20 protein-coding genes are annotated in these 20,774 nt (G+C 44.1%); 12 read left to right on the forward strand and 8 right to left on the reverse strand.

The window, feature by feature from the left end:
• Nucleotides 1–54: 54 nt before the first annotated feature.
• The 6 genes from E2R66_RS20000 (at nucleotide 55) to E2R66_RS20025 (ending at nucleotide 7,186) form a co-directional block, all read left to right on the forward strand.
• Entirely contained in the window at nucleotides 55–2,784 is a 2,730-nt protein-coding gene (locus tag E2R66_RS20000; RefSeq protein WP_133233898.1) for an outer membrane beta-barrel protein, read from the forward strand.
• A 169-nt stretch (nucleotides 2,785–2,953) separates the two neighbouring features.
• On the forward strand, nucleotides 2,954–3,586 hold the full coding sequence (yihA, locus tag E2R66_RS20005) for a ribosome biogenesis GTP-binding protein YihA/YsxC (RefSeq protein ID WP_133233900.1): 633 nt from the start codon (nucleotides 2,954–2,956) through the stop codon (nucleotides 3,584–3,586).
• A 96-nt stretch (nucleotides 3,587–3,682) separates the two neighbouring features.
• Complete coding sequence (locus E2R66_RS20010) at nucleotides 3,683–4,537, forward strand: UbiA-like polyprenyltransferase (RefSeq protein ID WP_133233902.1); 855 nt, start codon at nucleotides 3,683–3,685, stop codon at nucleotides 4,535–4,537.
• Nucleotides 4,525–5,136: a Crp/Fnr family transcriptional regulator gene (locus E2R66_RS20015; RefSeq protein ID WP_133233904.1), complete on the forward strand. Its 612-nt coding sequence runs from the start codon at nucleotides 4,525–4,527 to the stop codon at nucleotides 5,134–5,136. The genes E2R66_RS20010 and E2R66_RS20015 overlap by 13 nt, the downstream gene beginning before the upstream one ends.
• Before the next feature lie 145 nt (nucleotides 5,137–5,281).
• The gene (locus tag E2R66_RS20020) at nucleotides 5,282–6,208 is read left to right on the forward strand and encodes an NAD-dependent epimerase/dehydratase family protein (RefSeq protein ID WP_133233906.1); all 927 of its coding nucleotides are present in this window, start codon (nucleotides 5,282–5,284) and stop codon (nucleotides 6,206–6,208) included.
• Nucleotides 6,209–6,322: 114 nt separating this feature from the next.
• Nucleotides 6,323–7,186 (forward strand): DMT family transporter, encoded by an 864-nt coding sequence (locus tag E2R66_RS20025; RefSeq protein ID WP_133233908.1) that lies wholly within the window; start codon nucleotides 6,323–6,325, stop codon nucleotides 7,184–7,186.
• A gap of 68 nt (nucleotides 7,187–7,254) precedes the next feature.
• Here E2R66_RS20025 and E2R66_RS20030 read toward each other — a convergent pair whose 3' ends face one another.
• A complete protein-coding gene (locus tag E2R66_RS20030) occupies nucleotides 7,255–7,701 on the reverse strand; it encodes an RES family NAD+ phosphorylase (RefSeq protein ID WP_204985963.1) in 447 nt (148 codons plus the stop codon).
• Nucleotides 7,702–7,709: 8 nt separating this feature from the next.
• Nucleotides 7,710–8,132 (reverse strand): antitoxin Xre/MbcA/ParS toxin-binding domain-containing protein, encoded by a 423-nt coding sequence (locus E2R66_RS20035; RefSeq protein WP_133233912.1) that lies wholly within the window; start codon nucleotides 8,130–8,132, stop codon nucleotides 7,710–7,712.
• Between the two features lie 216 nt (nucleotides 8,133–8,348).
• Between E2R66_RS20035 and E2R66_RS20040 the strand changes: the two genes are divergently transcribed.
• Nucleotides 8,349–10,049 carry a M3 family oligoendopeptidase gene (locus tag E2R66_RS20040; RefSeq protein WP_133233914.1) on the forward strand — a complete coding sequence of 567 codons (1,701 nt, stop codon included), beginning with the start codon at nucleotides 8,349–8,351 and terminating at the stop codon, nucleotides 10,047–10,049.
• A 117-nt stretch (nucleotides 10,050–10,166) separates the two neighbouring features.
• On the opposite strand, the gene E2R66_RS20045 is transcribed toward E2R66_RS20040, so the two are convergent.
• Entirely contained in the window at nucleotides 10,167–10,769 is a 603-nt protein-coding gene (locus E2R66_RS20045; protein ID WP_133233916.1) for a DUF4291 domain-containing protein, read from the reverse strand.
• A 98-nt stretch (nucleotides 10,770–10,867) separates the two neighbouring features.
• Between E2R66_RS20045 and E2R66_RS20050 the strand changes: the two genes are divergently transcribed.
• Entirely contained in the window at nucleotides 10,868–11,530 is a 663-nt protein-coding gene (locus tag E2R66_RS20050) for a hypothetical protein (protein ID WP_133233918.1), read from the forward strand.
• On the opposite strand, the gene E2R66_RS20055 is transcribed toward E2R66_RS20050, so the two are convergent.
• Nucleotides 11,527–12,195: a phosphatase PAP2 family protein gene (locus tag E2R66_RS20055; protein ID WP_133233920.1), complete on the reverse strand. Its 669-nt coding sequence runs from the start codon at nucleotides 12,193–12,195 to the stop codon at nucleotides 11,527–11,529. The genes E2R66_RS20050 and E2R66_RS20055 overlap by 4 nt on opposite strands.
• An 83-nt stretch (nucleotides 12,196–12,278) precedes the next feature.
• Here E2R66_RS20055 and E2R66_RS20060 point away from each other — a divergent pair, with 83 nt between their 5' ends.
• Nucleotides 12,279–13,988 carry an amino acid permease gene (locus tag E2R66_RS20060; protein WP_133233922.1) on the forward strand — a complete coding sequence of 570 codons (1,710 nt, stop codon included), beginning with the start codon at nucleotides 12,279–12,281 and terminating at the stop codon, nucleotides 13,986–13,988.
• 273 nt (nucleotides 13,989–14,261) lie between these two features.
• Nucleotides 14,262–14,627 (forward strand): hypothetical protein, encoded by a 366-nt coding sequence (locus tag E2R66_RS20065; RefSeq protein WP_133233924.1) that lies wholly within the window; start codon nucleotides 14,262–14,264, stop codon nucleotides 14,625–14,627.
• A gap of 960 nt (nucleotides 14,628–15,587) precedes the next feature.
• Here the strand turns inward: E2R66_RS20065 and E2R66_RS20070 are convergent.
• The 4 genes from E2R66_RS20070 to E2R66_RS20085 form a co-directional block, all read right to left on the reverse strand.
• Complete coding sequence (locus E2R66_RS20070) at nucleotides 15,588–16,100, reverse strand: hypothetical protein (RefSeq protein ID WP_133233926.1); 513 nt, start codon at nucleotides 16,098–16,100, stop codon at nucleotides 15,588–15,590.
• A 133-nt stretch (nucleotides 16,101–16,233) separates the two neighbouring features.
• Nucleotides 16,234–16,578, reverse strand: coding sequence for a type II toxin-antitoxin system RelE/ParE family toxin (locus E2R66_RS20075; protein WP_133233928.1), 345 nt, complete (start codon nucleotides 16,576–16,578; stop codon nucleotides 16,234–16,236).
• The gene (locus tag E2R66_RS20080; protein ID WP_133233930.1) at nucleotides 16,571–16,795 is read right to left on the reverse strand and encodes a hypothetical protein; all 225 of its coding nucleotides are present in this window, start codon (nucleotides 16,793–16,795) and stop codon (nucleotides 16,571–16,573) included. Before E2R66_RS20080 ends, E2R66_RS20075 begins: the two co-directional genes overlap by 8 nt.
• A gap of 101 nt (nucleotides 16,796–16,896) precedes the next feature.
• Nucleotides 16,897–18,858, reverse strand: a complete 1,962-nt coding sequence (locus E2R66_RS20085; protein ID WP_133233932.1) for a KUP/HAK/KT family potassium transporter — start codon at nucleotides 18,856–18,858, stop codon at nucleotides 16,897–16,899.
• 477 nt (nucleotides 18,859–19,335) lie between these two features.
• On the opposite strand from E2R66_RS20085, the gene E2R66_RS20090 reads away from it, so the two are divergent.
• The gene (locus E2R66_RS20090; protein ID WP_133233934.1) at nucleotides 19,336–19,866 is read left to right on the forward strand and encodes a T9SS type A sorting domain-containing protein; all 531 of its coding nucleotides are present in this window, start codon (nucleotides 19,336–19,338) and stop codon (nucleotides 19,864–19,866) included.
• A gap of 210 nt (nucleotides 19,867–20,076) precedes the next feature.
• The gene (locus E2R66_RS20095; protein ID WP_133233936.1) at nucleotides 20,077–20,688 is read left to right on the forward strand and encodes a fumarylacetoacetate hydrolase family protein; all 612 of its coding nucleotides are present in this window, start codon (nucleotides 20,077–20,079) and stop codon (nucleotides 20,686–20,688) included.
• Nucleotides 20,689–20,774: the final 86 nt, after the last annotated feature.

The following is a 20,774-nucleotide window of genomic DNA, read 5'->3' on the forward strand; positions in this document are numbered from 1 at the left end:
CATAATCCGAAAGATTTTGTACATTTTTAAGCGTTGAACATTTGCCTGAACTGTATGCATAAAACGCTATCTTTTTTCATCTTCTTTATCCTGATAACTGTTACTTCCTTAGCGCAAAATAGAGCTAACGTAAAGGGTAGGGTAGTAGATTCGTTAAGCGCGAAACCTATCGAATTTGCCACCGTTGCCGTCCTGGATAACCGCGATACAGCATCACACCTGTTATCATACACCATTACTGATAAAAACGGCGATTTTACCCTACACAATATCCCGCAGGGCATCTCTGTAAAGGTGTTTATATCGTTTGTAGCTTATCAGCCATACCGGAAAATAGTAACGCTGAAAACCGCTGCGCTTGACCTGGGTATTATCAAATTGAATATAAAAGAACTTAATGAAGTGCTTGTAAAAGGCGAACGCCTGCCCATCGTCATCAAAAAAGACACCATTGAATTTAATGCCGAAGCCTTTAAGGTGCGCCCCAATGCCGTGGTGGAAGACCTGCTGAAAAAACTACCCGGGCTGGAGATTAGGGCCGATGGCGGCATTACCGTAATGGGTAAGACTGTAAATAAAGTTTTGGTTGATGGGCATGAGTTTTTCTCGTCGGACATTCGCATGGCTACCAAAAATATCGATGCCGATATGATTGATAAGATACAGGTTTACGACGACAGGGATAACGACCCCGACCACCTGATACCCGATTCGAAAGTGGATAAGATCATCAACCTGAAATTTAAAAAGGCATTTAAAAAGAGCATATTTGGTAAAACCTACGCCGGGGCGGGCACAAAAGGCTACTACCAGGCAGGCGGGCTGATTAATGCATTCAGGGATACGTTGCAGATTAGCCTATTAGGGTCCTCAAATAATCTCAACAATACCGGCTTCGATTTTAACGACCTTTATACTTCAGGCGGTTTAAACCGAGGAGGAGAAGCCATTTCGCGCTCGGGAATTGCTTTTGGCGGCGGCGGCGGCGGTAAGCAAACTACCACAAACCTGGGGATTAATATTAATACTGATTATGGAAAAAAACTAAAGGTAAACTTTGCCTATTTGTACAAAAAAGATGTTTATGAGTTTAATAGTGTTGCCAAAAAGCAGCAATATTTAAACGATACAACGGTGTTTACAAACTCGGCAACCAAGCGTAATAGCGATAATACAGGTCACTCCCTTAGCAGTACAGTGGCCTGGAAACCAAATGATAAAACCAGCCTACGCTATACGCCCTATATCAATATCAGCGACAACATCGCAACAAATGCAAGCGAAAGTAACAGCTACAGCAATTTTATAAACCCCATCAATAATTCGGCAAATACCAACAGTACTAGCGGCAGCACTGTGCGATTCTCGCAGCAGTTTAACTATAACCGGCAGTTGAAAAAGAAGGGGGCGTCTTTTAACATCGACCATAATCTTAGCGTAAGTCCGCGCAATAGTATTAATTACGATAGTACCCGGCTGGCATCGTATGTGGCGGCGCTGCCATCATACGGCTACCGGCAGCTTGGCGATAACAGGTCACGCGGTACCGATGCAAGCTTAGCTGCAAGCATAAATTACCCGCTAAGTAAAAAAATCACGGCCGATGTTGCCGCGCAGGGAGGATACAGCCATAACCTTGACAAGGTTACTTTCAACAATTACAACCCGATTAGCGGCCAATACGATAGCTATTTATTTGACAAGAGCAACGACCTACGGCGCGATAAATGGACCCAAGGTATTAACCCCGGCCTTAGCTTTACCTCATCAAACAATATTAATTTGCGGGTGCATTTCAATACGCAATTTCAGCAGGTGAAAAACACATTTGGGCGGGGATCGGCGGCTTTAGATCGGCAATACGTATTTTTTATGCCGTCGTTTAATTTCAACATAAAAAACTTCTCGGTCGATTATTCGCGCTACACTTACCTGCCCAATATTGGCGATATGGTGCCTTATACCGTTGTGTTTAGTCCCTCGTACTCGGTTACTGGTAACCCGGGGCTTAAGCCTACCACAAACAACAGCTTCAACATACATTATGCAAAGTTCAATTTTCAAAACCGCACCAGCTATAATGTAAGGGCCTCTGCAACATTTTACCAGAACAGCGTTTTTAGGCAACGCACGCAGGATGCACAATTAGTAGAAACCAGTACGCCGATAAACCGCAATGGCAGGTACAATATTAACATGTGGAGCAATGTAAACAAGCGGTTCATCAATAAAGATGATGTAGAATTAGACGCCGCTACTAATTTTAATCTCACGAAAAATCACGATTTTTTTGTGCTGAACCGGGTGAATGGTTATCAGGACTCGTACCAGTTTAGTGTTAGCGAACACATTACTTTTAATTATAAAGACAAGTTTGAGATAGACCCGCAGTACACCTTAAATCAAACCTATACAACCTATAGCGGCGTAGATTACAGCAACCAAAAGTTTATTACGCACAGCTTGGATACGCATTTTTTGGTTTATCTGCCGGCTAAAATGAATATCAATAGTAATTATAACTATAGCTACAACCCGCAGGTGCCGCACGGTTTTCAAAAAAGCAGCAATTTACTCAACATCAGCATAGCCCGCCAGTTTTTGAAAAAGGATAAGGGCGAGATAAAGCTATCCTGTTACGACCTGCTGAATCAGAATATCGATACTTATCGTTCTGTGGTACAAAACACCGTTACCGATACCCAGTCGCAAATCATCAGGCGGTATTTTCTGTTGACGCTGCAATATAAATTTACAAAATCCACGGGTAAGGGGAAGTTGTAAGGTTTGAATGTTGAAATGTTTAGAAGTTGGAAATTAAGTTGGTTCCAACCTTTCTATTCGAACGCATGGCCAACCTTCAAACCTTACAACTTTTCAACCTTTTAACTCATGCAACCTTCTAACTTTACAACATTTCAACCTTTCAACAATAATACCCTACCTTTGCGGCATGATTATCAAATCGGCCGATTTTATTTGCAGCAACACCCAGATATCGCGGTTGCCCATACCTATTAAGCCCGAATTCGCGTTTATAGGGCGATCAAACGTAGGCAAGTCGTCGCTTATCAACATGTTGGTGCAAAAGAAAGGGCTTGCCAAAACCTCACAAACGCCGGGCAAAACCCAACTCATCAACCATTTCATGGTGAATGAACTGTGGTACATTGTAGATTTGCCGGGCTACGGCTACGCCAGGATATCGAAAAGCAAAAAGGAAGACTGGAACAAATTTATCCGTAGCTACCTGGATAAGCGTGAAAGCCTGCAGTGCGTAATGGTGCTGATAGATAGCCGTTTGGAACCCCAGAAGATAGACCTGGAGTTTTGCAACTGGCTGGGCGAAAAGGGTTTGCCCTTTGTATTGGTGTTTACCAAGGCCGATAAGCAAAGCAACGTAAAGACCGACCAAAACGTGGCGAAGTTCCGCAAAGCGATATTGACCACCTTTGAAGAGGCACCGCAGCATTTCGTCACCTCGTCTGAAACGCTCAGTGGGCGGGATGAGTTGCTGGAATTTATAGATGGTATAAACCGCAGCTTTACGCCTCCGCCTTTTGATGAAGAATACTATAAAAGCTAAAGGATATATTGAACACCGAACGTAGCATAATAAATATTGATGGAAAAAACTCCATCATTCATTATTCGGCATTCGATATTCGAAATTCAAACTAAAATGAAAAAGTACCTTTCTCTCGTAACTTTTACGCACACCATATTTGCCATGCCCTTTGCCTTTATCGGCTTCTTTTTGGCGGTAACCACTACCGACCATCAATTCGAGTGGCAAAAACTGGTGATGATGCTGTTGTGTATGGTATTTGCCCGTAACTCGGCCATGGCATTCAACCGTTACCTGGATAGGAACATCGATGCAAAAAACCCCCGTACCAAACAGCGCGATATCCCCGCCGGGCGAATAAGCCCTGCAGCCGCCTTAACTTTTACGTTAAGCAACTGTGCGCTGTTTATGCTCACCACCTGGTTTATCAACCCGCTTTGCTTTTACCTTTCGCCAATTGCCTTATTGGTGGTATTGGGCTACAGTGCTACCAAGCGTTTCACAGCGCTTTGTCATATGGTATTGGGCCTGGGCCTCTCTTTGGCGCCTATAGGCGCTTATCTGGTAGTAACCGGGGCTTTTGCGCTAACGCCTGTGTTCTTCTCCTTATCGGTATTGTTTTGGGTTAGCGGCTTTGATATTATCTACGCAATGCAGGATGAAGACTTCGACCGCAACGAGAACCTGCACTCTATCCCTGCCTGGCTGGGCAAGGTAAATGCATTAAGGCTATCAACGGTACTGCATGTATTTTCGGCGGCGTTTATTGTGATGCCTGTATTCGATACGAATGTGGGTTTCCTTTATTATATCGGTATCGCGTTTTTCTGCGCCATGCTTATCTATCAGCACCTGCTGGTAAAACCCAACGACCTTAGCCGCGTAAACATCGCCTTCATGACCACCAACGGCATCGCCAGTGTGGTGTTTGCGGCCTTCTTTTTGCTGGATAGGGTATGGATGCGCTAACATCGGCACAACTCGCAGCCTTGCGCAAAGGCATGGAGCCTTACGTGGTATTCAACGAGGCCGAATGGATCGTATTTATCCAGCACATCAGCCTACATAATTTTAAAAAGAAGCAGCTTTTTGCCGAGGCCGGTAAAGTGTGCAGCCATTTTGGTTTTGTGCTGAAGGGTTCGGTACGGTATTACCATATAAAGGATGGTACCGATATTACCGGCTATTTCAGTTTCGAGAACGAGTATGTAAGCAGCTACACTAGCTTCCTTACGGGCGAGCCGGCCATAAACTACATCGAGGCTTTAGAACCAACCCAGATCATCGTCATCAGCAAAAAAAATATGGACGCGATGCTGGCCAACCCCATGCTTGCCTACAAAATGGAGCGCTTCGGTCGCCTGCTGGCCGAGCATTACCTCATTTGTTACGAGGACCGAATGTCGTCCTTTATTACCCAAACGCCCGAAGAGCGATATCTTAAACTGCTGCAAACAGGCCGCGATATCTTACGCCGTATGCCACAGCATTATGTAGCCAATTTTTTGGGGATAACACCTGTATCGCTCTCCAGGATACGGAAACGGATCTTGGTGGAGCATAAATAAACGCTATAGTTCTGCCCATCGCTTAGTTTTTCAACCCTTCTAACTTTTTTAACCTTTCTAACTCTTTTAACTTTTCTTATCTTAAGTTAACGTTTTGACTTTCAAGCCTGGCATACTTTTGTATCATACTTAAAAACAAAAAGATATGCATACTATATTAGGAGCAGGCGGCACGGTAGCCAACGCGCTAACCCGCCAGTTAGAAAACAACAACAATACCATCCGCCTGGTAAGCCGGCGCGAAGTACAAACAGGCAAAAACACCACCTGGAAAAAAGCCGACCTTTTTAATCTGGACGAATTGCGCGAGGCGACTAAAGGCTCAACGATAATTTATCTGTGCGCAGGCATTGTTTATGATGCCGAAATATGGAAGGTGCAGTGGCCCATTATTATCAAAAACGTTATTGCCGTTGCCAAAGAGAACAAAGCAAGGCTGATATTCTTCGATAACGTTTACATGTATGGCCTGGTGGATGGCGCTATGAAAGAAACCACCCCTTACAACCCCGTCAGCGAAAAAGGCGAGGTACGCGTAGCTGTTGCCAACGCCATTATGGACGAAGTAAAAGCCGGTACCTTGCAGGCCAGTATTGCCCGCGCACCCGATTTTTACGGTACCCATAACTCAAACAGCTTTTTTGATATGATGGTGCTTGCCAAATACGCCAAAAAGGAAATGGCTCAATGGATAGGCGATGCCAACAAAAAGCACTGCTTTATTTATATAGAAGATGCAGGCAAAGCGATGTACCTGCTTGGCCAAAACCCCGATAGCGATAACAAGATTTGGCATTTGCCAACAGCCCCCGCGCTTACCGGCAAGGAGTTTATAAAAATGACAGCCGATATTTACAACACTAAACCCAGCTATTTCAGCCTCAAAAAATGGATGCTTTGGGTGATAGGTAAATTTATGAAATTTGTTGCCGGAGCAGTGGAAATGTACTATCAATACGACCATGATTACGAGTTCGATTCCAGCAAATTCGAGCAGCGTTTTAACTTTAAGCCAACGCCGTATGCAGAGGGGATTAAAAAAATGTCGGAGACGTTGTACAAGGCGGTATAGCGCTTTTCTTGGCCCGATTTTTTCATTAGTTTAGCCATACTAAACTTTTGGCCCTTTTAAAGGCCTTAATGCTATGTTGGATACGTTATTGCTAAACTTTAAAGGGCACAATAAATGAGCCTCTACGTGCTTTCACTGGTGCTTTCTGCGGCTGTAATACACGCTTTCTGGAATTTGCTTTCCAAAAAAGCTAATGGCAAAGCGCCGTTTATCTGGCTTATTTATATTGCCAGCGTGGTTTTTTACCTGCCTATGCTGTTATACATGTATATACAGGGCGACATTGTTTTGTCGGCGCCGGTGCTTTGGTTATCACTAAGCAGTGCATTACTGCATGTAGGCTATTTTTTGGTATTGCAGAAGGGGTACCGCAGTGCCGACCTTTCGGTAGTGTACCCGCTAGCCCGCGGTATGGGGCCGCTTTTTTCATCGGCTGCCGCCATCCTGTTCCTGCATGAGGCATTCAAGTTGAAGACGACGTTAGGCTTGTTCCTCATCCTCATCGGCGTGGTCGTCATCACAGGCCTCAGCTTTAAAAAAGCCAACAATACCGGGATAATGACCGGCGTTTTCTGGGGCGTGCTTACCGGTTTGTTCATTGCGCTGTACACCTTTAACGATGCTATTGCTATAAAAAACTACGCCATATCGCCTCTTACGATCACCTTCGTTGCCAATGTATTCAATACGGTTTTGCTGTTGCCCCTGGTTGTCGGGCAAAAGAGCGAGATAAAGAGAGAGGTAGCACAGCACAAATGGTTGATTGTAGGGGTGGGATTGCTTAGTCCGCTTGCTTACATTTTAGTGCTACAGGCCCTCAAGTTTGCGCCGCTTACGGTTGTTGCCCCGGCGCGCGAAACCAGCATTTTGCTGGGCGTATTCATGGGCTCGCGCGTGCTTAACGAAGACGACGGTCGACGGAGGCTTATAGCCAGTGCGCTGATATTGGGCGGAATAATTGCATTGAGTTTGAATTAAAATTGTACTTCTAATCGATTTCCAAATTTTAAATCATCTGCACATCAGCACATTTGTAATCAGCACATCTACATGAGCCTATCATCCCAAAAGTAATCTTTGGTACGTACCAGGGATACCTTCGATTTGAAGTCGGGGTGCTGGGTGTTGATGATGTAATTGTATTCTTTTGGCATAACTGCCGAGGGTACCTTCAATACCAGCGACCGCTTGCTCACATACCAATCGCTTCCCAAAGCCTGCAAATCGGGATAGGCCATCATGCTTCGCCACGCTTTCGGCAGGTCTTTTTGCAGGATATATGTGAACAGGTTTTCCTCGTCGGCAATAGAAATTACCATTACCTTATATTTAGAAGCAGGCGAAATGGCGTTTTTATGGACAATGAGTTCCAGCGACGAAAGTGAGCGTGAACCGCCTGTGTATATGGTAAACTGGTCGTCGAGGTTCCAGCGATTGGCCCGACCGGAAGCCGTCAGTTTTTTGGAGAACGATTCATGGGAAATCCTGAACACCTCCATACTTAAGCATTGTCGCCGTAAGCCAAAGCAGTCAGGCGGTCGTCGATAAACTTGATACCGCTGTTGGTATCCATAAAATCTATGGGTGCCTTTTTGTCGAAAAAAAAGTTTTCTTTTTGTAGCCACTCCAAAAAGTTCTCGCTGCTACCAAAAACCTCGATACCATGTTTTATCAGCGAAAGGGCCATTATGGCGTGCTCTTTTATCCGGGCTTTGATAATGCTGTGTGGTTTTTTGTATAAACGGTAAGTTTTAACGCTGATATCCAGCCAGTCGGATATTTTCTCATCATTAAAAGCGGTTATATTTTTGATGGCCTGCAAATGCTGGGGCCCAACATTCCCGGTTTTAATCAATCCCAATGTTTTACTGGCATCTACTCGTGAAGGGATTGTTTTCAAAATATTAGCATCTACAGTTGTCATAGTACAAGTTTAGGTAAAAGTTCCTCAATTAACAAGGACTTTCTTCCTTTAATAGAAGCTACTTAACGCAGAAAAGTTTCGTTTGATATTTTAACACTTAAGTTACTAATCTGCATCTCTGCACATTTGCATATCTGCGCATCTAATCCGTAATTTGCACATCTTTTAAATCATCTGCACATCTGCATATTTGTAATCTGCACATCTGAAAACATCATGATCCACAAAAAAACACGACACTATATCCCTGCCGACCTCGAAATTAAATGGGAAACGCTGGAGCCGATTTACCAGGAACTAACCAACCGCGCCATCAATTCGGTAGAAGAATTAGAGCAATGGCTTAAGGATGGCAGCGAACTGCAGGCCGCTCTGGAGGAGGATTTTGCCTGGCGATACATCCGCATGACCTGCGATACCATGAACCCCGACTTGCTCGAGAGCTTTCAGTACTTTGCTACCGAAATTGAACCTAAAACCGCACCGTACAATAATGAGCTGAACAAAAAACTGGTTGCCAGCGAATATGTTAGCGAATTGAACGAAGAGAAATTCTTCATTATGCTGCGCGCGGTGAAGAAATCGCTCGAGCTTTTCCGCGAGGAGAATATACCACTGCAAACCGAGATACAGGTAGAGCAGCAGAAGTACCAGGGCATCTCGGGTGCCATGTCGGTACATATCGACGATAAAGAATATACGCTTGAGCAGGCGTCGGTATTTTTGAAGGGTACCGACCGAGCGAAACGCCAGGAAGTATGGGAAAAGATCACTGCCCGCCGTCTGCAGGAGAAAACAGTGCTGGATACGCTTTTCGACCACCTGCGCGCTTTGCGCCATAAGGTTGCCCTGAACGCGGGCTTCGAGAACTTCCGCGATTACATGTTCCAGGCACTGGGCCGTTTCGACTATACGCCGCAGGATTGCTACGCTTTCCACGCTGCTATCGAAACCGAGATCGTGCCGATCCTGCGCGAACAGGCCGAGATACGCCGCCTGGCCCTTGATGTGGATACCCTGAAGCCATGGGATATGGACGTAGATATATCCGGCAAGCCAGCCTTGAAGCCTTTCAACAGCGGTGCCGAACTGGTGGAGAAATCTATCCAATGCTTCAGTAACATCAGCCGTTACCTGGGCGAGCGTTTGGAAATAATGAAAGATAACAACCTGTTCGATGTGGAAAGCCGCAAGGGCAAGGCACCGGGCGGGTACAACTATCCGCTAAGCGAAACCGGCGCGCCGTTCATCTTCATGAATTCGGCCAACACCTTCCGCGACCTCACCACCATGGTGCACGAAGGCGGCCACGCCGTGCACACTTTTTTAACTGCCGACCTTGAGCTGAACGATTTTAAGCATTGCCCAAGCGAAGTGGCCGAACTAGCGTCTATGTCGATGGAGCTGATATCCATGGATAACTGGGATGTTTATTTCGATAACGAGGAAGACCTGAAACGCGCCAAACGCGATCAGCTTTTCGATGTGCTGAAAACCCTGCCATGGGTAGCCGTGGTAGACCAGTTTCAACATTGGATATACACCAACCCTGAGCATACCGCTGCCGAGCGCACCGAAGCCTGGCTGAAGATATATGAGCCATTTGGTGCAGGCTTTGTAGATTGGAGCGTAAATCCGCAAGCAGAGCAAAACCTTTGGCAAAAACAGCTGCACATTTTCGAGGTGCCGTTTTACTACATTGAATACGGCATGGCCCAGCTAGGTGCTATTGCGGTATGGAAGAATTACAAAGAAAACCCCGAAAAAGGCCTGCAGCAATACTTGGATGCCTTGAAACTAGGCTACACCAAAACCATTACCGAGATATACGAAACCGCCGGTATCAAATTCGATTTCAGCGCGGCATACGTAAAAGAGCTGGCCGAATTCGTGAAGGCGGAGATGGAGAAGATATAAGGTATCAGGAGGCTGTGTCATCAACCTGGTTTATTACAACCAATCAGGATAAGCTTAGGCTTTGGTTTTGATACAGCCTCATTTGATTATTACCCGGCGGTGGGGGCCTTTTAAAAATCAGTCGTTATCCTGGTCGGAATGGATAGCGATAGCTATGTCAGCCGGTAAATGGTAGAGCGTTTCGGTAGGCAACATCGCCGTAGCTTCGGTAAGTTTATTTGCTTTTACCAACTGATGAATGTTGCTGCAATAGTCGGTAATGTCTTTTATTTCCACTATCCAGTCATTTAGGTACTGATGGACGGCTATACCCGATAGTCCGATTTGTACTGATTTATAATTTAATGGCCTTAGCAATATATCTTTCTCCGGATCCCACTGTACACGCACCGGGGAAGTTTTAAGGGCATGGTGCCAGGCATCGTACGATAGGTGTGCCGAAGCATCGAAGGCTGTTAAACATGCTGTTTTCAAAGCATCATTAAAGCCGGTTATTTTCATTTTTACAGCTAAAATCCTTTCCTGGTTTTCTTTAGTCCCCCAACCCGAGCGGTACATCATCCATAAAAACGACGGCTTTATCCAGGTCATTCGTTCCGTTTTAAAAGGCGCAGTAAATGTTTGGTACTTAACCGCTGCGGTTGCTATCCCGCTATTGTAAGCCTGGTAAACGGTTATCGTTTCTTCATCATAGCTTGCTCTTATTACTTTCAGTTTCATAGTTAATCATATGTAATTTCATATAGTAATATAAGCATTTTTTACCACATGTAAAAAGCTCATTTAAAACTTATTTGTGTTTTTAAGGTTAAACTAATATGAAAAAGATAATGATAAGCTTAAGCTTGTTGCTGTTATCGGCAGCGGGCTTTGCGCAGGCACCACTTAAGCCTGTTAAGATAGATAGCCTCGTCACGGTATCTTTACCGGAGACTTTTAGTAAGAAAGATACGCTGGGTCAGCAAATATATTCAGGCAACTCCAATTTGGGTTATATGGTGGTGATCAGGCAGCCAAACGCGGCAAATAACACACCGCTGAAAAAAGAGCGCGACCTGAACCAAGTAATGAAGGATTACATCAAAGGCATTAAGGGGCAGGCAGCAGGGTCTGATGCGTTGAACGTGCGCGATACCACTATGGGGCACCTTAAAGCAAAAACCTTTACCCTTTCTACAGACCAGGGTGGGGGTGTACAATTGCGTAACTTTATATTGCTTTACACTCAGGATGTTACCTACACCTTTGAGTATTTCTATCAGCAAAACAGAGCCGAACTGGTGAAGGATGAATACAAACAATTTTCAAGTGCGATAGTGATATCACCGGAATTGAAACGTACCGACCAATACCTTTCTAATGCTAAAGGGATAGCCCCGGGTTTAATATATGGTGTGATAGGAGGAGTGGCCTTTATCGGTATCATCATATTTTACATAACGCGCCGCAACCGTAAGTTAAAAGAGCAGTTCGAGAGCTAAACTGCCCAACGTTTTATAATCCCCCTATGCCAACGGGGGGATTTTATGAATTTTTTGCTGTCGATAAAACTTAGCCAGGCCACGGTTACAAACACGCCAATTACAGAGCCTGCCGTAACATCCTCAAAAAAGTGCTGGCTAAGGTACATGCGCGAGTAACCTACCAGTATGGCCACGAGCAGCAAGGCCATTCCCCACAATTTATTCTGGATAAGGTAAGCAATTGCCACCCCTGCCGAGAAAGCAGTAACGGTGTGCCCCGAGGGGAAGCTTTGGATGCCGCCCACTACATACACATCTTTTACGAAACGCAGCTTATCTATTTGATCCTCAAAATATATGCGGGGCCGGGGACTGTAAACGCTGTATTTGATGGCCTGCGCTACAATAGAGGTTACTAAATAACTGCTGGCCAGCAAAAATGCGCTACGGTAGCTGAAGAATAAAAGTATAGCCGATAAGAGAATAATGCTGAGGCCATCTCCTATATCGGTAACGTAGGGGGCCAGGAAATCGAAAAGGCTGTTATAGATGCCATTTACGGCGAAATAAATTTGCTCCTTACTGTAAAGCAGCTTAATTACCAAACAGGCGCATAAAACGGCGAGGTAGGGTATAAAAAAGTATCTAATCTTGAACAAAACCTCTTTAAAGCCTGTTTTCATTGGCCACAAAGTAACGGATATAGTTTTTCAATGCAAAAAAATGGTTATGTTTGGTTTAAAGAACTCAAAACTGATCGAACCATATGTCTAAAAGCATATTCCGCAAAAAGTCTGTATCCAAAATTTTAGCCGATGTAGAATGCGGTTTCAGCGATGCCGAGCATCCCGGCAGCGCCTCCCAACTAAAAAAAGAACTTAATGTAAAAGACCTTACCCTGATGGGTATAGCCGCCGTGGTGGGGGCGGGCATATTCTCCACCATCGGCGAAGCTTCCTTTTACGGCGGCCCGGGGGTGTCTATATTATTTGTTATAACCGCTGTTACCTGCGGTTTCTCCGCCTTGTGCTACGCCGAATTTGCCTCGCGCATACCGGTGGCAGGCAGCGCTTACACTTATGCTTACGCGTCCTTCGGTGAGTTAATTGCCTGGATCATCGGCTGGGATTTGCTGATGGAATACGCCATAGGCAATATAGCGGTGGCCATATCGTGGAGCACCTACTTTGTAAACCTGCTCGAAGGTTTCCACATCCATATGCCCGAATACCTTACGATGGATTACTTTTCGGCTTTCCGTGCCCATGAAAAAATACAGGAGCTTACGGCAGCCGGCAAGCTTGGAGAAATCACCGATAATATGAAAAGTGCGGCTGTCGCCTGGGCAAATGCACCGGGCGCGGGCAATATCAAATTTATTGCCAATCTGCCCGCCCTACTTATCGTGATTATCATTACTTACCTGGTTTATATCGGCATACGCGAAACCAAGAAGGCCACCAATGCCATGGTGGTTTTAAAGGTGCTCATTGTTATTGCCGTTATTGCAATCGGCTTTTTTTACGTAACGCCGGCTAACTGGCATCCTTTTATGCCCAATGGATTTAAAGGCGTAATGAAGGGCGTTTCGGGCGTGTTCTTTGCCTATATCGGTTTCGATGCGATATCCACCACTGCCGAAGAATGCCAGAACCCGCAAAAGGATTTACCTCGTGGCATGATCTATTCCCTGCTGATATGTACCGTTTTGTACATCCTCATCTCGCTGGTGTTAACCGGTATGGTGAACTATAAAGACCTGCAGGTAGGCGACCCGCTGGCATTTGTATTTGCTAAAGTAGGGTTAAAGAACATCAGCTATGTAATATCCATCAGCGCGGTTATTGCAACCGCCAGCGTATTGCTCATCTTCCAACTGGGGCAGCCGCGTATCTGGATGAGCATGAGCCGCGACGGCCTGCTGCCGAAAGCATTCTCGCGCATACACCCTAAGTTCCATACGCCATCGTTCGCGACTATTGTTACCGGCTTTGTAGTGGCCGTGCCTGCTTTGTTTTTAAACCTTACCGAAGTTACCGACCTGACTAGCATCGGTACCCTATTCGCTTTTGTACTGGTTTGTGGCGGCGTTTTGCTGATGCCGAGGGAAGCGGCCGTGAAAGGTAAATTTCACCTGCCGTATATTAATGCCAAGTATGTGGTGCCGTTTATATTTATGGGGATGATATACCTGTTTTGGAAACCTTTCCTGGATATACTGGCAGGGCAAAATATACACGAAAAATTCCCTTTCTTCCTGTTTATCTTATTATCTGCCGCGCTAACTGTTGCCGCTGTGGTACGCAACTTGTCGCTGATACCCGTATTGGGCTTGCTGAGCTGCTTTTACCTGATGACCGAACTAACCTACCAAAGCTGGATACGATTCCTGGCCTGGCTTTTAATAGGGCTGGTGATATACATATTCTACGGTTATAAGCATAGTTTAATTGGCAAGGCAGAAAACGCACGGTAAGGCATCTTTGGCACCGTTCCGCTTCTGTAGGTGGAACACCCTGAAAAGCTATCTTTTTGATTGCTAGTAGTTTAGTTAATTTAGTGGGACGGATTGGAACATGCCTGTTGTTTAGGTAATGGCTGTAATTTGTTGTAAATCAAATTACTATGCGAAAGTGAATTTTTGTTAAAAAACAGGATTGAACACATTTTCTGAGCAGGTGAAACACTTTTCAAACACTAATCCGGCTATAGGTTTATATTTGGACTGAAGGAGTTCGGTTATAATGCCATGAGATATTTAACAAGCGAACAGCTTAGCGCAAATCTGTCATTGGGGAAATCTGTAGAACAATGGTTAGCACCCAAAGAAGAGGATACCTACGTTGTATTACGATGGTTAAGGATTGATAAAGAGAAAGACCTAACCTACACCACTTGCTACATAGAATGCTTTGATGAAGGCGATGAACAATTTGCAGACATCTATGAATTTTCTCCTATTGACCCTGACGAGCCGGAAGTACTGAATAATTTTGCTTCCGCTGATGAAGCTATACTTTTTGTGAAAGATGCTTATGCTGCCTCGTTAGATAAGTTTGTAAACGCCGGACTCATTCAGGATGAGTACAGGAATTTTATCATGAAAAAAGGATAATTCTTTTGTGTCGGGCAGGGATAACGCCTAACACAGGCTGAATTTTTGGAAAGAATTAATAAGTACGCCCCCAATCACGCCCAGCGCCGAATACGCGCCCAACGGGAAGTTTACCCACGTTAACATTATGTTTAAAATCAGCTTTTTCAAAACCGTTTATTACCTGCTGGTAAAATATATTGTATTCTTTTTTATTCTTGCATTTATGGAGGATAGATTTAAGAACATCGTTATTGATAAAGCAGAAACAACACGGGAGTTAGTGGAGCTTACTTTTGGATATATATTATACGTTTTGTATTATGTTGCCTTTCTGGTATTCTTGTTTTGTGGCCCTTTATATTATGTTTTGAAAATAAAAGACGGGAGTTATTTCCTGCCTTTACTAATGGTATTTTATATCGCTGAATTTTTTGTAAATCGTTTTTTTTCATTATCTGATCAACTTTCGGGTATTTACAATTTAGTAATAGGGGTGCTCTTTTTATTCTTGTTTTTCTATAAGCAAGTAAAAATAAAGTTTGCTTTCTGAAATAATCGAAGCCCCTAGTTTGGCGCTAGAATGAGGAGTTGGGGAAGTAAGTAAATGCGTCTCGGGCTTAACCATTTGCAAGTCACTCGTACACCTTCGATCTTTTCCAGTGCTACATACCTCGCGCAAGGTTACAATTACGCTAAAAAACACCTTCGTTTTTCTCCGTTTTTCTTCGGTTTTTTAGGTTCTTTAATCAAAAAAATGGCGGAAATCCTCCATATTCGGGGCGGATTTTTAACCGATATAGATGAAAAACTTGAGCGCTTTTGTCTTATTAGTGTTCGAAAACATCTTTAGCGGAACGCTAACAAAAGCCTGCTGACACGGTAGCGTCCCCCACCGGGCGCGATGCAGCGCAAGCCATGTACGCGGCGTACCTCGTGGCTAAACCGTTACGTCAGCGGGACGCTGACATGCGTGTAGGTTCAAGCGGGACGCTTGAACCGGCGAGTTTCATAATCTCTATATTCTGCCAATCGTTTTTTAACCACTTTTTCCAATTCCGGGAAAATGGTAAAATCACCTCTTAAAATATCAAAAGCATATTTATTTAGATTAACAGCATAGTCATTAATATAAAACGAATATCCATTTAATGGATCGTGATAATTGGATTCCTTGGGAAATTGATAAATGGAACCGATAAGAGCAGATGGGTTTTTTAAAAGAATAACATCATCAAGGCCATAGCCCTGCAAAACGGTATCTTCTCTTATTATCACGGGATCATCGATAAACACGCCATTAACTAACTGATATAGCATAACGAATAAATAAGATTCCCTGCGTTCGAAAACAAGTTTTACTGCAGTCACCGTGTTCATATATAAAATTGATTGCCAAGCTGAATCTTTCTTGCTTTTAATCAATTTAAAACTATACTCTGTTTCCAAAAAGCGGAACGCGTCCGTCATAATTAGTTTTAAATTGTCAGCCATGTTTCAATTATAAATTAATGTTAGATACCCTTATTTGGCGCCGATGCAGTGTTGACAAATAAGGGGCGTGTTGCCAAGCATTTGCGAGGTTGCGCTCCCGTCTGCGCAGCATGTGTCAGCAGTTGAGTCAATCCTATAAATCCTTAAGCACGTTAGCCAACTTCTTAATAGCATCCGCCTTAGATATGCTGGATTTTTCTGATTTGTCGAATATGGTGAGGAGCAAGATCTCAATCCCAGCCTCAGTCTTGATGAGATGATAATACATCACCCTGAAACCACCGCTTTTGCCGCTGCCTTTACTCTTATCGGCTAACCGGACTTTAAATAACTTATCCCCATAGGGAACCCCTAAATAAGGATTTTCGATAAGATTTTCAATGAGGGTATTTATAGACTGTTTTAGCGTGTGATACTTTTTTAATAGGGTCTTGGCATCCTTAATAAACGCTTTGGATACCGATACAGAATTATTCATCCCACATTTCTGAGGCGGGAGTTGCCTTTGCTAAACCCTTTTTAATCAGCACGGCCTCTTCGCAAGCCCTTTGCAACGCTTTTAATTCATCTTCGCCAAGGCCATCATCATCATCGTTGTCAATAACGATTGAAAGCCCGGCTTTTTTAGTGATTTCTGATATAGCAGATATGATGGAGCTTTGGCTATCAGGTATCTGGATGGTTAATGTCGTCATAAATCTGTTTTTATGTCTATTACAAATATAGTGCAATTGTTTCCTAAACAAAAAAAGCCGCCGTATCCCGGCAGCCCTTGCTATATCATTATAAATGCTGATTACAACACCCTTGTCAGGGTCACCGCATCGGGAGAGGTAAGCATCAGCGGTACTTTTTCTATGGTTACGAAGCTCAGGTCGAGGCCAAAGTTGCGCTCTTCGGATAAGCTTATCTTTTTGAGGTGCGAGTAGATGAACATCACCACCTTTTCATAAAACGACAGGTTATGCGAGCGCGACAACACCTTCTCTATCACCACAAACCTGAAATCGCCTACGATCTTGTGCTTGTTCAATGATTTATAGGTGCTGGTGATATCCACTTCGCCGTTCTTTACCAAATCTTCTACCACCTTGCGGAACAGCAGGTTGATCTGTTGCTCTACGCGGAAGCCCAGCTTAAAGTCTACACGGATGAGCTTGCCAGGTATTAGGAAGTCTACCTCGTATTCGCTTTTGTAAGGCTCATCCACCACATCCACGTGTACCAGCCAGTAAACATCGGCGCGTTTGGGCTGTTTTTGCAGTATAGAGTAAATGATCTTCGATTCCACCTCGGAGTTGAAGTTGGCACTGGTAAGGTAAATAAGCTGTGAGGCGTATTTGGGTACGCTTTCGTCTTCGCTCATCTCTTTGATGATGTTGAAGTAATCATCAATCTCGATGAATTTAACATAGCGATTCTTGATTTTGCGCGCCATGTGCCAGGTCCACATAATAACGAACAGGCCGGCACCTATAGATAACGTAAACCAACCACCATGAATGAATTTCACCAGGTTACCCAGTAAAAAGGTTCCTTCTATCACCAGGTATAGCGTAAGGAAGGTAGCGATGATATAGGTTGGTACCTTTTTACGCTGCAAAAATTTGGATACCAGTATGGTAGTCATGAGCATGGCTACAGTAATACTTAAGCCGTAGGCCGCTTCCATTTTTGCAGAGTGGCGGAACAACACCACCACGCCAATACAGCCGAAGCAAAGCAGCCAGTTTACGCTGGGCACATATAATTGCCCTTTTTGCTCGCTTGGGTAGTTTATCTTCACTTTTGGCCATAAGTTAAGCCTAACGGCTTCGGCAATCAGCGTAAACGAACCAGATATAAGCGCCTGCGAGGCTATAACCGCCGCAACTGTAGCTATACCTATACCGAATGGCAGGAACCAGGTTGGCATAATGGTGTAGAACGGGTTCAGCTTGTTTAGGTCTATCGACTGGCCGCTGCGTTGCAGCAACCAAACCGCCTGGCCCAGGTAATTGAGTATAAGGCAGGTTTTTACGTATATCCAGCTTATTTGTATGTTTTTGCGGCCGCAGTGGCCCAAATCTGAGTATAAAGCTTCGGCTCCGGTGGTACACAGGAACACCGCACCTAAAATAATAAAGGCATTGTAGTTGCTGGTAAGTAATTGGTAAGCATAGTAAGGGTTTAGTGCCCTTAATATAGATGGCATTTGCGCAATGTAGAAGATACCCAAAACGCCCATCATACTAAACCAGATGAACATGATAGGCCCGAAAGCCTTACCCACCAGGGAGGTGCCGAATTGTTGAATGATGAACAGGCCGGCGATGATAGCGATTACGATCTTCACCGTAGGCAGCTCGGGGTAGTAGGTTTTTAAGCCTTCAATGGCTGATGAAATAGTGATTGGCGGGGTAATGATACCATCGGCAAGTAGCGCGCAGCCACCTATTACTGCTGGAATGATGAGCCATTTGGCTTTACGGCGTACCAGCGAGAAGAGGGAAAAGATGCCACCTTCGCCTTTGTTATCGGCCCGGAGTGTGATTACTACATATTTCAGTGTGGTTTGGAGGGTTAGCGTCCAAAAGATGAGGGAAACGCCCCCCAGCACCAGTGTTTCTGAAATACGTTGAGAAAAGTTTGAATGTTCTGAACCAACGATGGCTTTGAAAACATAGAGGGGGGATGTACCAATATCCCCGTAGATAATTCCTAAACTAATAAGGAGCCCAGCGGCCGTTAGTTTTTGCAGATCTTTATGATTTGACACAGCGTTTTTAAAAAGTTTACAAATTTATAAAAATTACATTAGCACAACAGTAATTTTAAAATAGGGCATAATACCGCCGCATATTTACACAATTGCATCAAAAGCCAATCATTATTTGCATAATTTATAAACGGCATTATTAAAAAGCCTTATGATTTATTAAACTTTCAAATTATATTTAGTTTTTAAATGGCGTGGCGGGCTGATGCTCAGGTAGGTGAACTGGATTTTCTGCGTGCGGAAAAGGTTTTTTGCCCATGAGTGGCTGTTGCCGATTTATAGCACGGATATATAAAATAAACGCTGCTTATTAAATAAGCATGCAGTAACTTAAACCATTGTGCGCCGTATAAGTCAATAGCTGCAATAACGCATAAAAAATGCTTAAATTGTTAAAAATTGTTAAAAGCATTTAATAATTGATGATTTGACAGTTTATCGCGTACAATATTTATACTTTTGCAGGTAATATCTATTATGAGGAGAAAATTTACGAAGCTTAATTCCTGGTTTACTATCGCACTGCTTGCAGTGATGGTAAACGTTGCCTTTGCAAAGGGGATAGCCGAGCAAAAATCAGACACCTCGTACCTGAAGTATCTTAAAAGTAAACCCAAAACGGGTAGCAAAAGCATCCTGCATTTATCCCTGCCGCCCATAAAACCGGCTGCTATATCTTCTACAAAAATAGTTTTCGCGAAGCCTGTTGTTGACAAGTACCCCGGGCCGCCAATGCAGTCAGATAAAGTATTATCTAACGTGCAGGTGTACCCAAACCCGGTAAACGATGTGCTCAACGTAAAATACACCGTATCGCGCGGCGCGTTTGTGAATGTAAAAGTGATGGATGTATTGGGCAACGATGTACTTACCCTCTATTCGCAGCGTTCAGAGGCCGGCGACCAAAACATTACCTACAACATCAACAACAAGCTATCTCGCGGTTTTTACTTCCTGCGGATAAACGTGGGTACCGAATCTATCAACAAAAGGATATCGGTACTGTAAGGCCAGCCCCCCTGTTAAATTTCGAACACCGAATGCTGAATATCGAATGATGAAGTGAAAACTTCGATATTGGATAGTCGAAATTCATTATTCGATATTAAATCCCTTCCGCTTTATTAAACTACGAACAGAATTTTTACACTGCAATTTTCTTTCAATCGCTTTTCTAAGGGCGTATATTTTTTAGCTTTGGGGTTATTACTGTAATGTATGAAAATCATCGCCATTGGCCGCAATTATGCCGAGCATGCCAAAGAACTCAATAACCCCGTGCCCAGCGTGCCCGTTGTTTTTATGAAGCCCGATACCGCGCTACTAAAAGATAATAAACCCTTTTACCACCCCGATTTTTCGCAGGATATACACCACGAGATTGAAGTGGTACTGAAAATTTGTAAAGAGGGCAAGCACATCAGCGAGAAATTTGCCGCCAACTATTACGACGAGATTGCCCTTGGGGTAGATTTTACCGCCCGCGATATACAGGCCCGCCATAAAGAAAAAGGCCTGCCCTGGGAACTGGCCAAGGCTTTCGACAATTCGGCGCCGGTAAGTAATTTTGTACCGAAAGCGCAATTCGCGGATTTGTACCAGCTGAGCTTCAACCTGGATGTAAATGGCGAAACCCGCCAGCAAGGCAACACCAAAGATTTGCTTTTTTCTTTTGAACGCATCATCGCCTTCGTATCGCAATACATCACCCTCAAAAAAGGCGACCTGATATTCACCGGCACTCCGCAGGGTGTAGGCAAGGTTAGCATAGGCGATAAGCTTGAGGGCTACCTGGAAGGGGAGAAGATGCTTGATTTTGAGGTGAAATAGGAGGATTTAGAATATCGAATAGCGAATGCCGAATTTCCAATGATGAAGTGTTTTTCCCTTCATTATTCGATATTCAATATTCGGTG

Source organism: Mucilaginibacter psychrotolerans, from assembly GCF_004519315.1.
In the GTDB taxonomy this organism is placed as follows: domain Bacteria; phylum Bacteroidota; class Bacteroidia; order Sphingobacteriales; family Sphingobacteriaceae; genus Mucilaginibacter; species Mucilaginibacter psychrotolerans.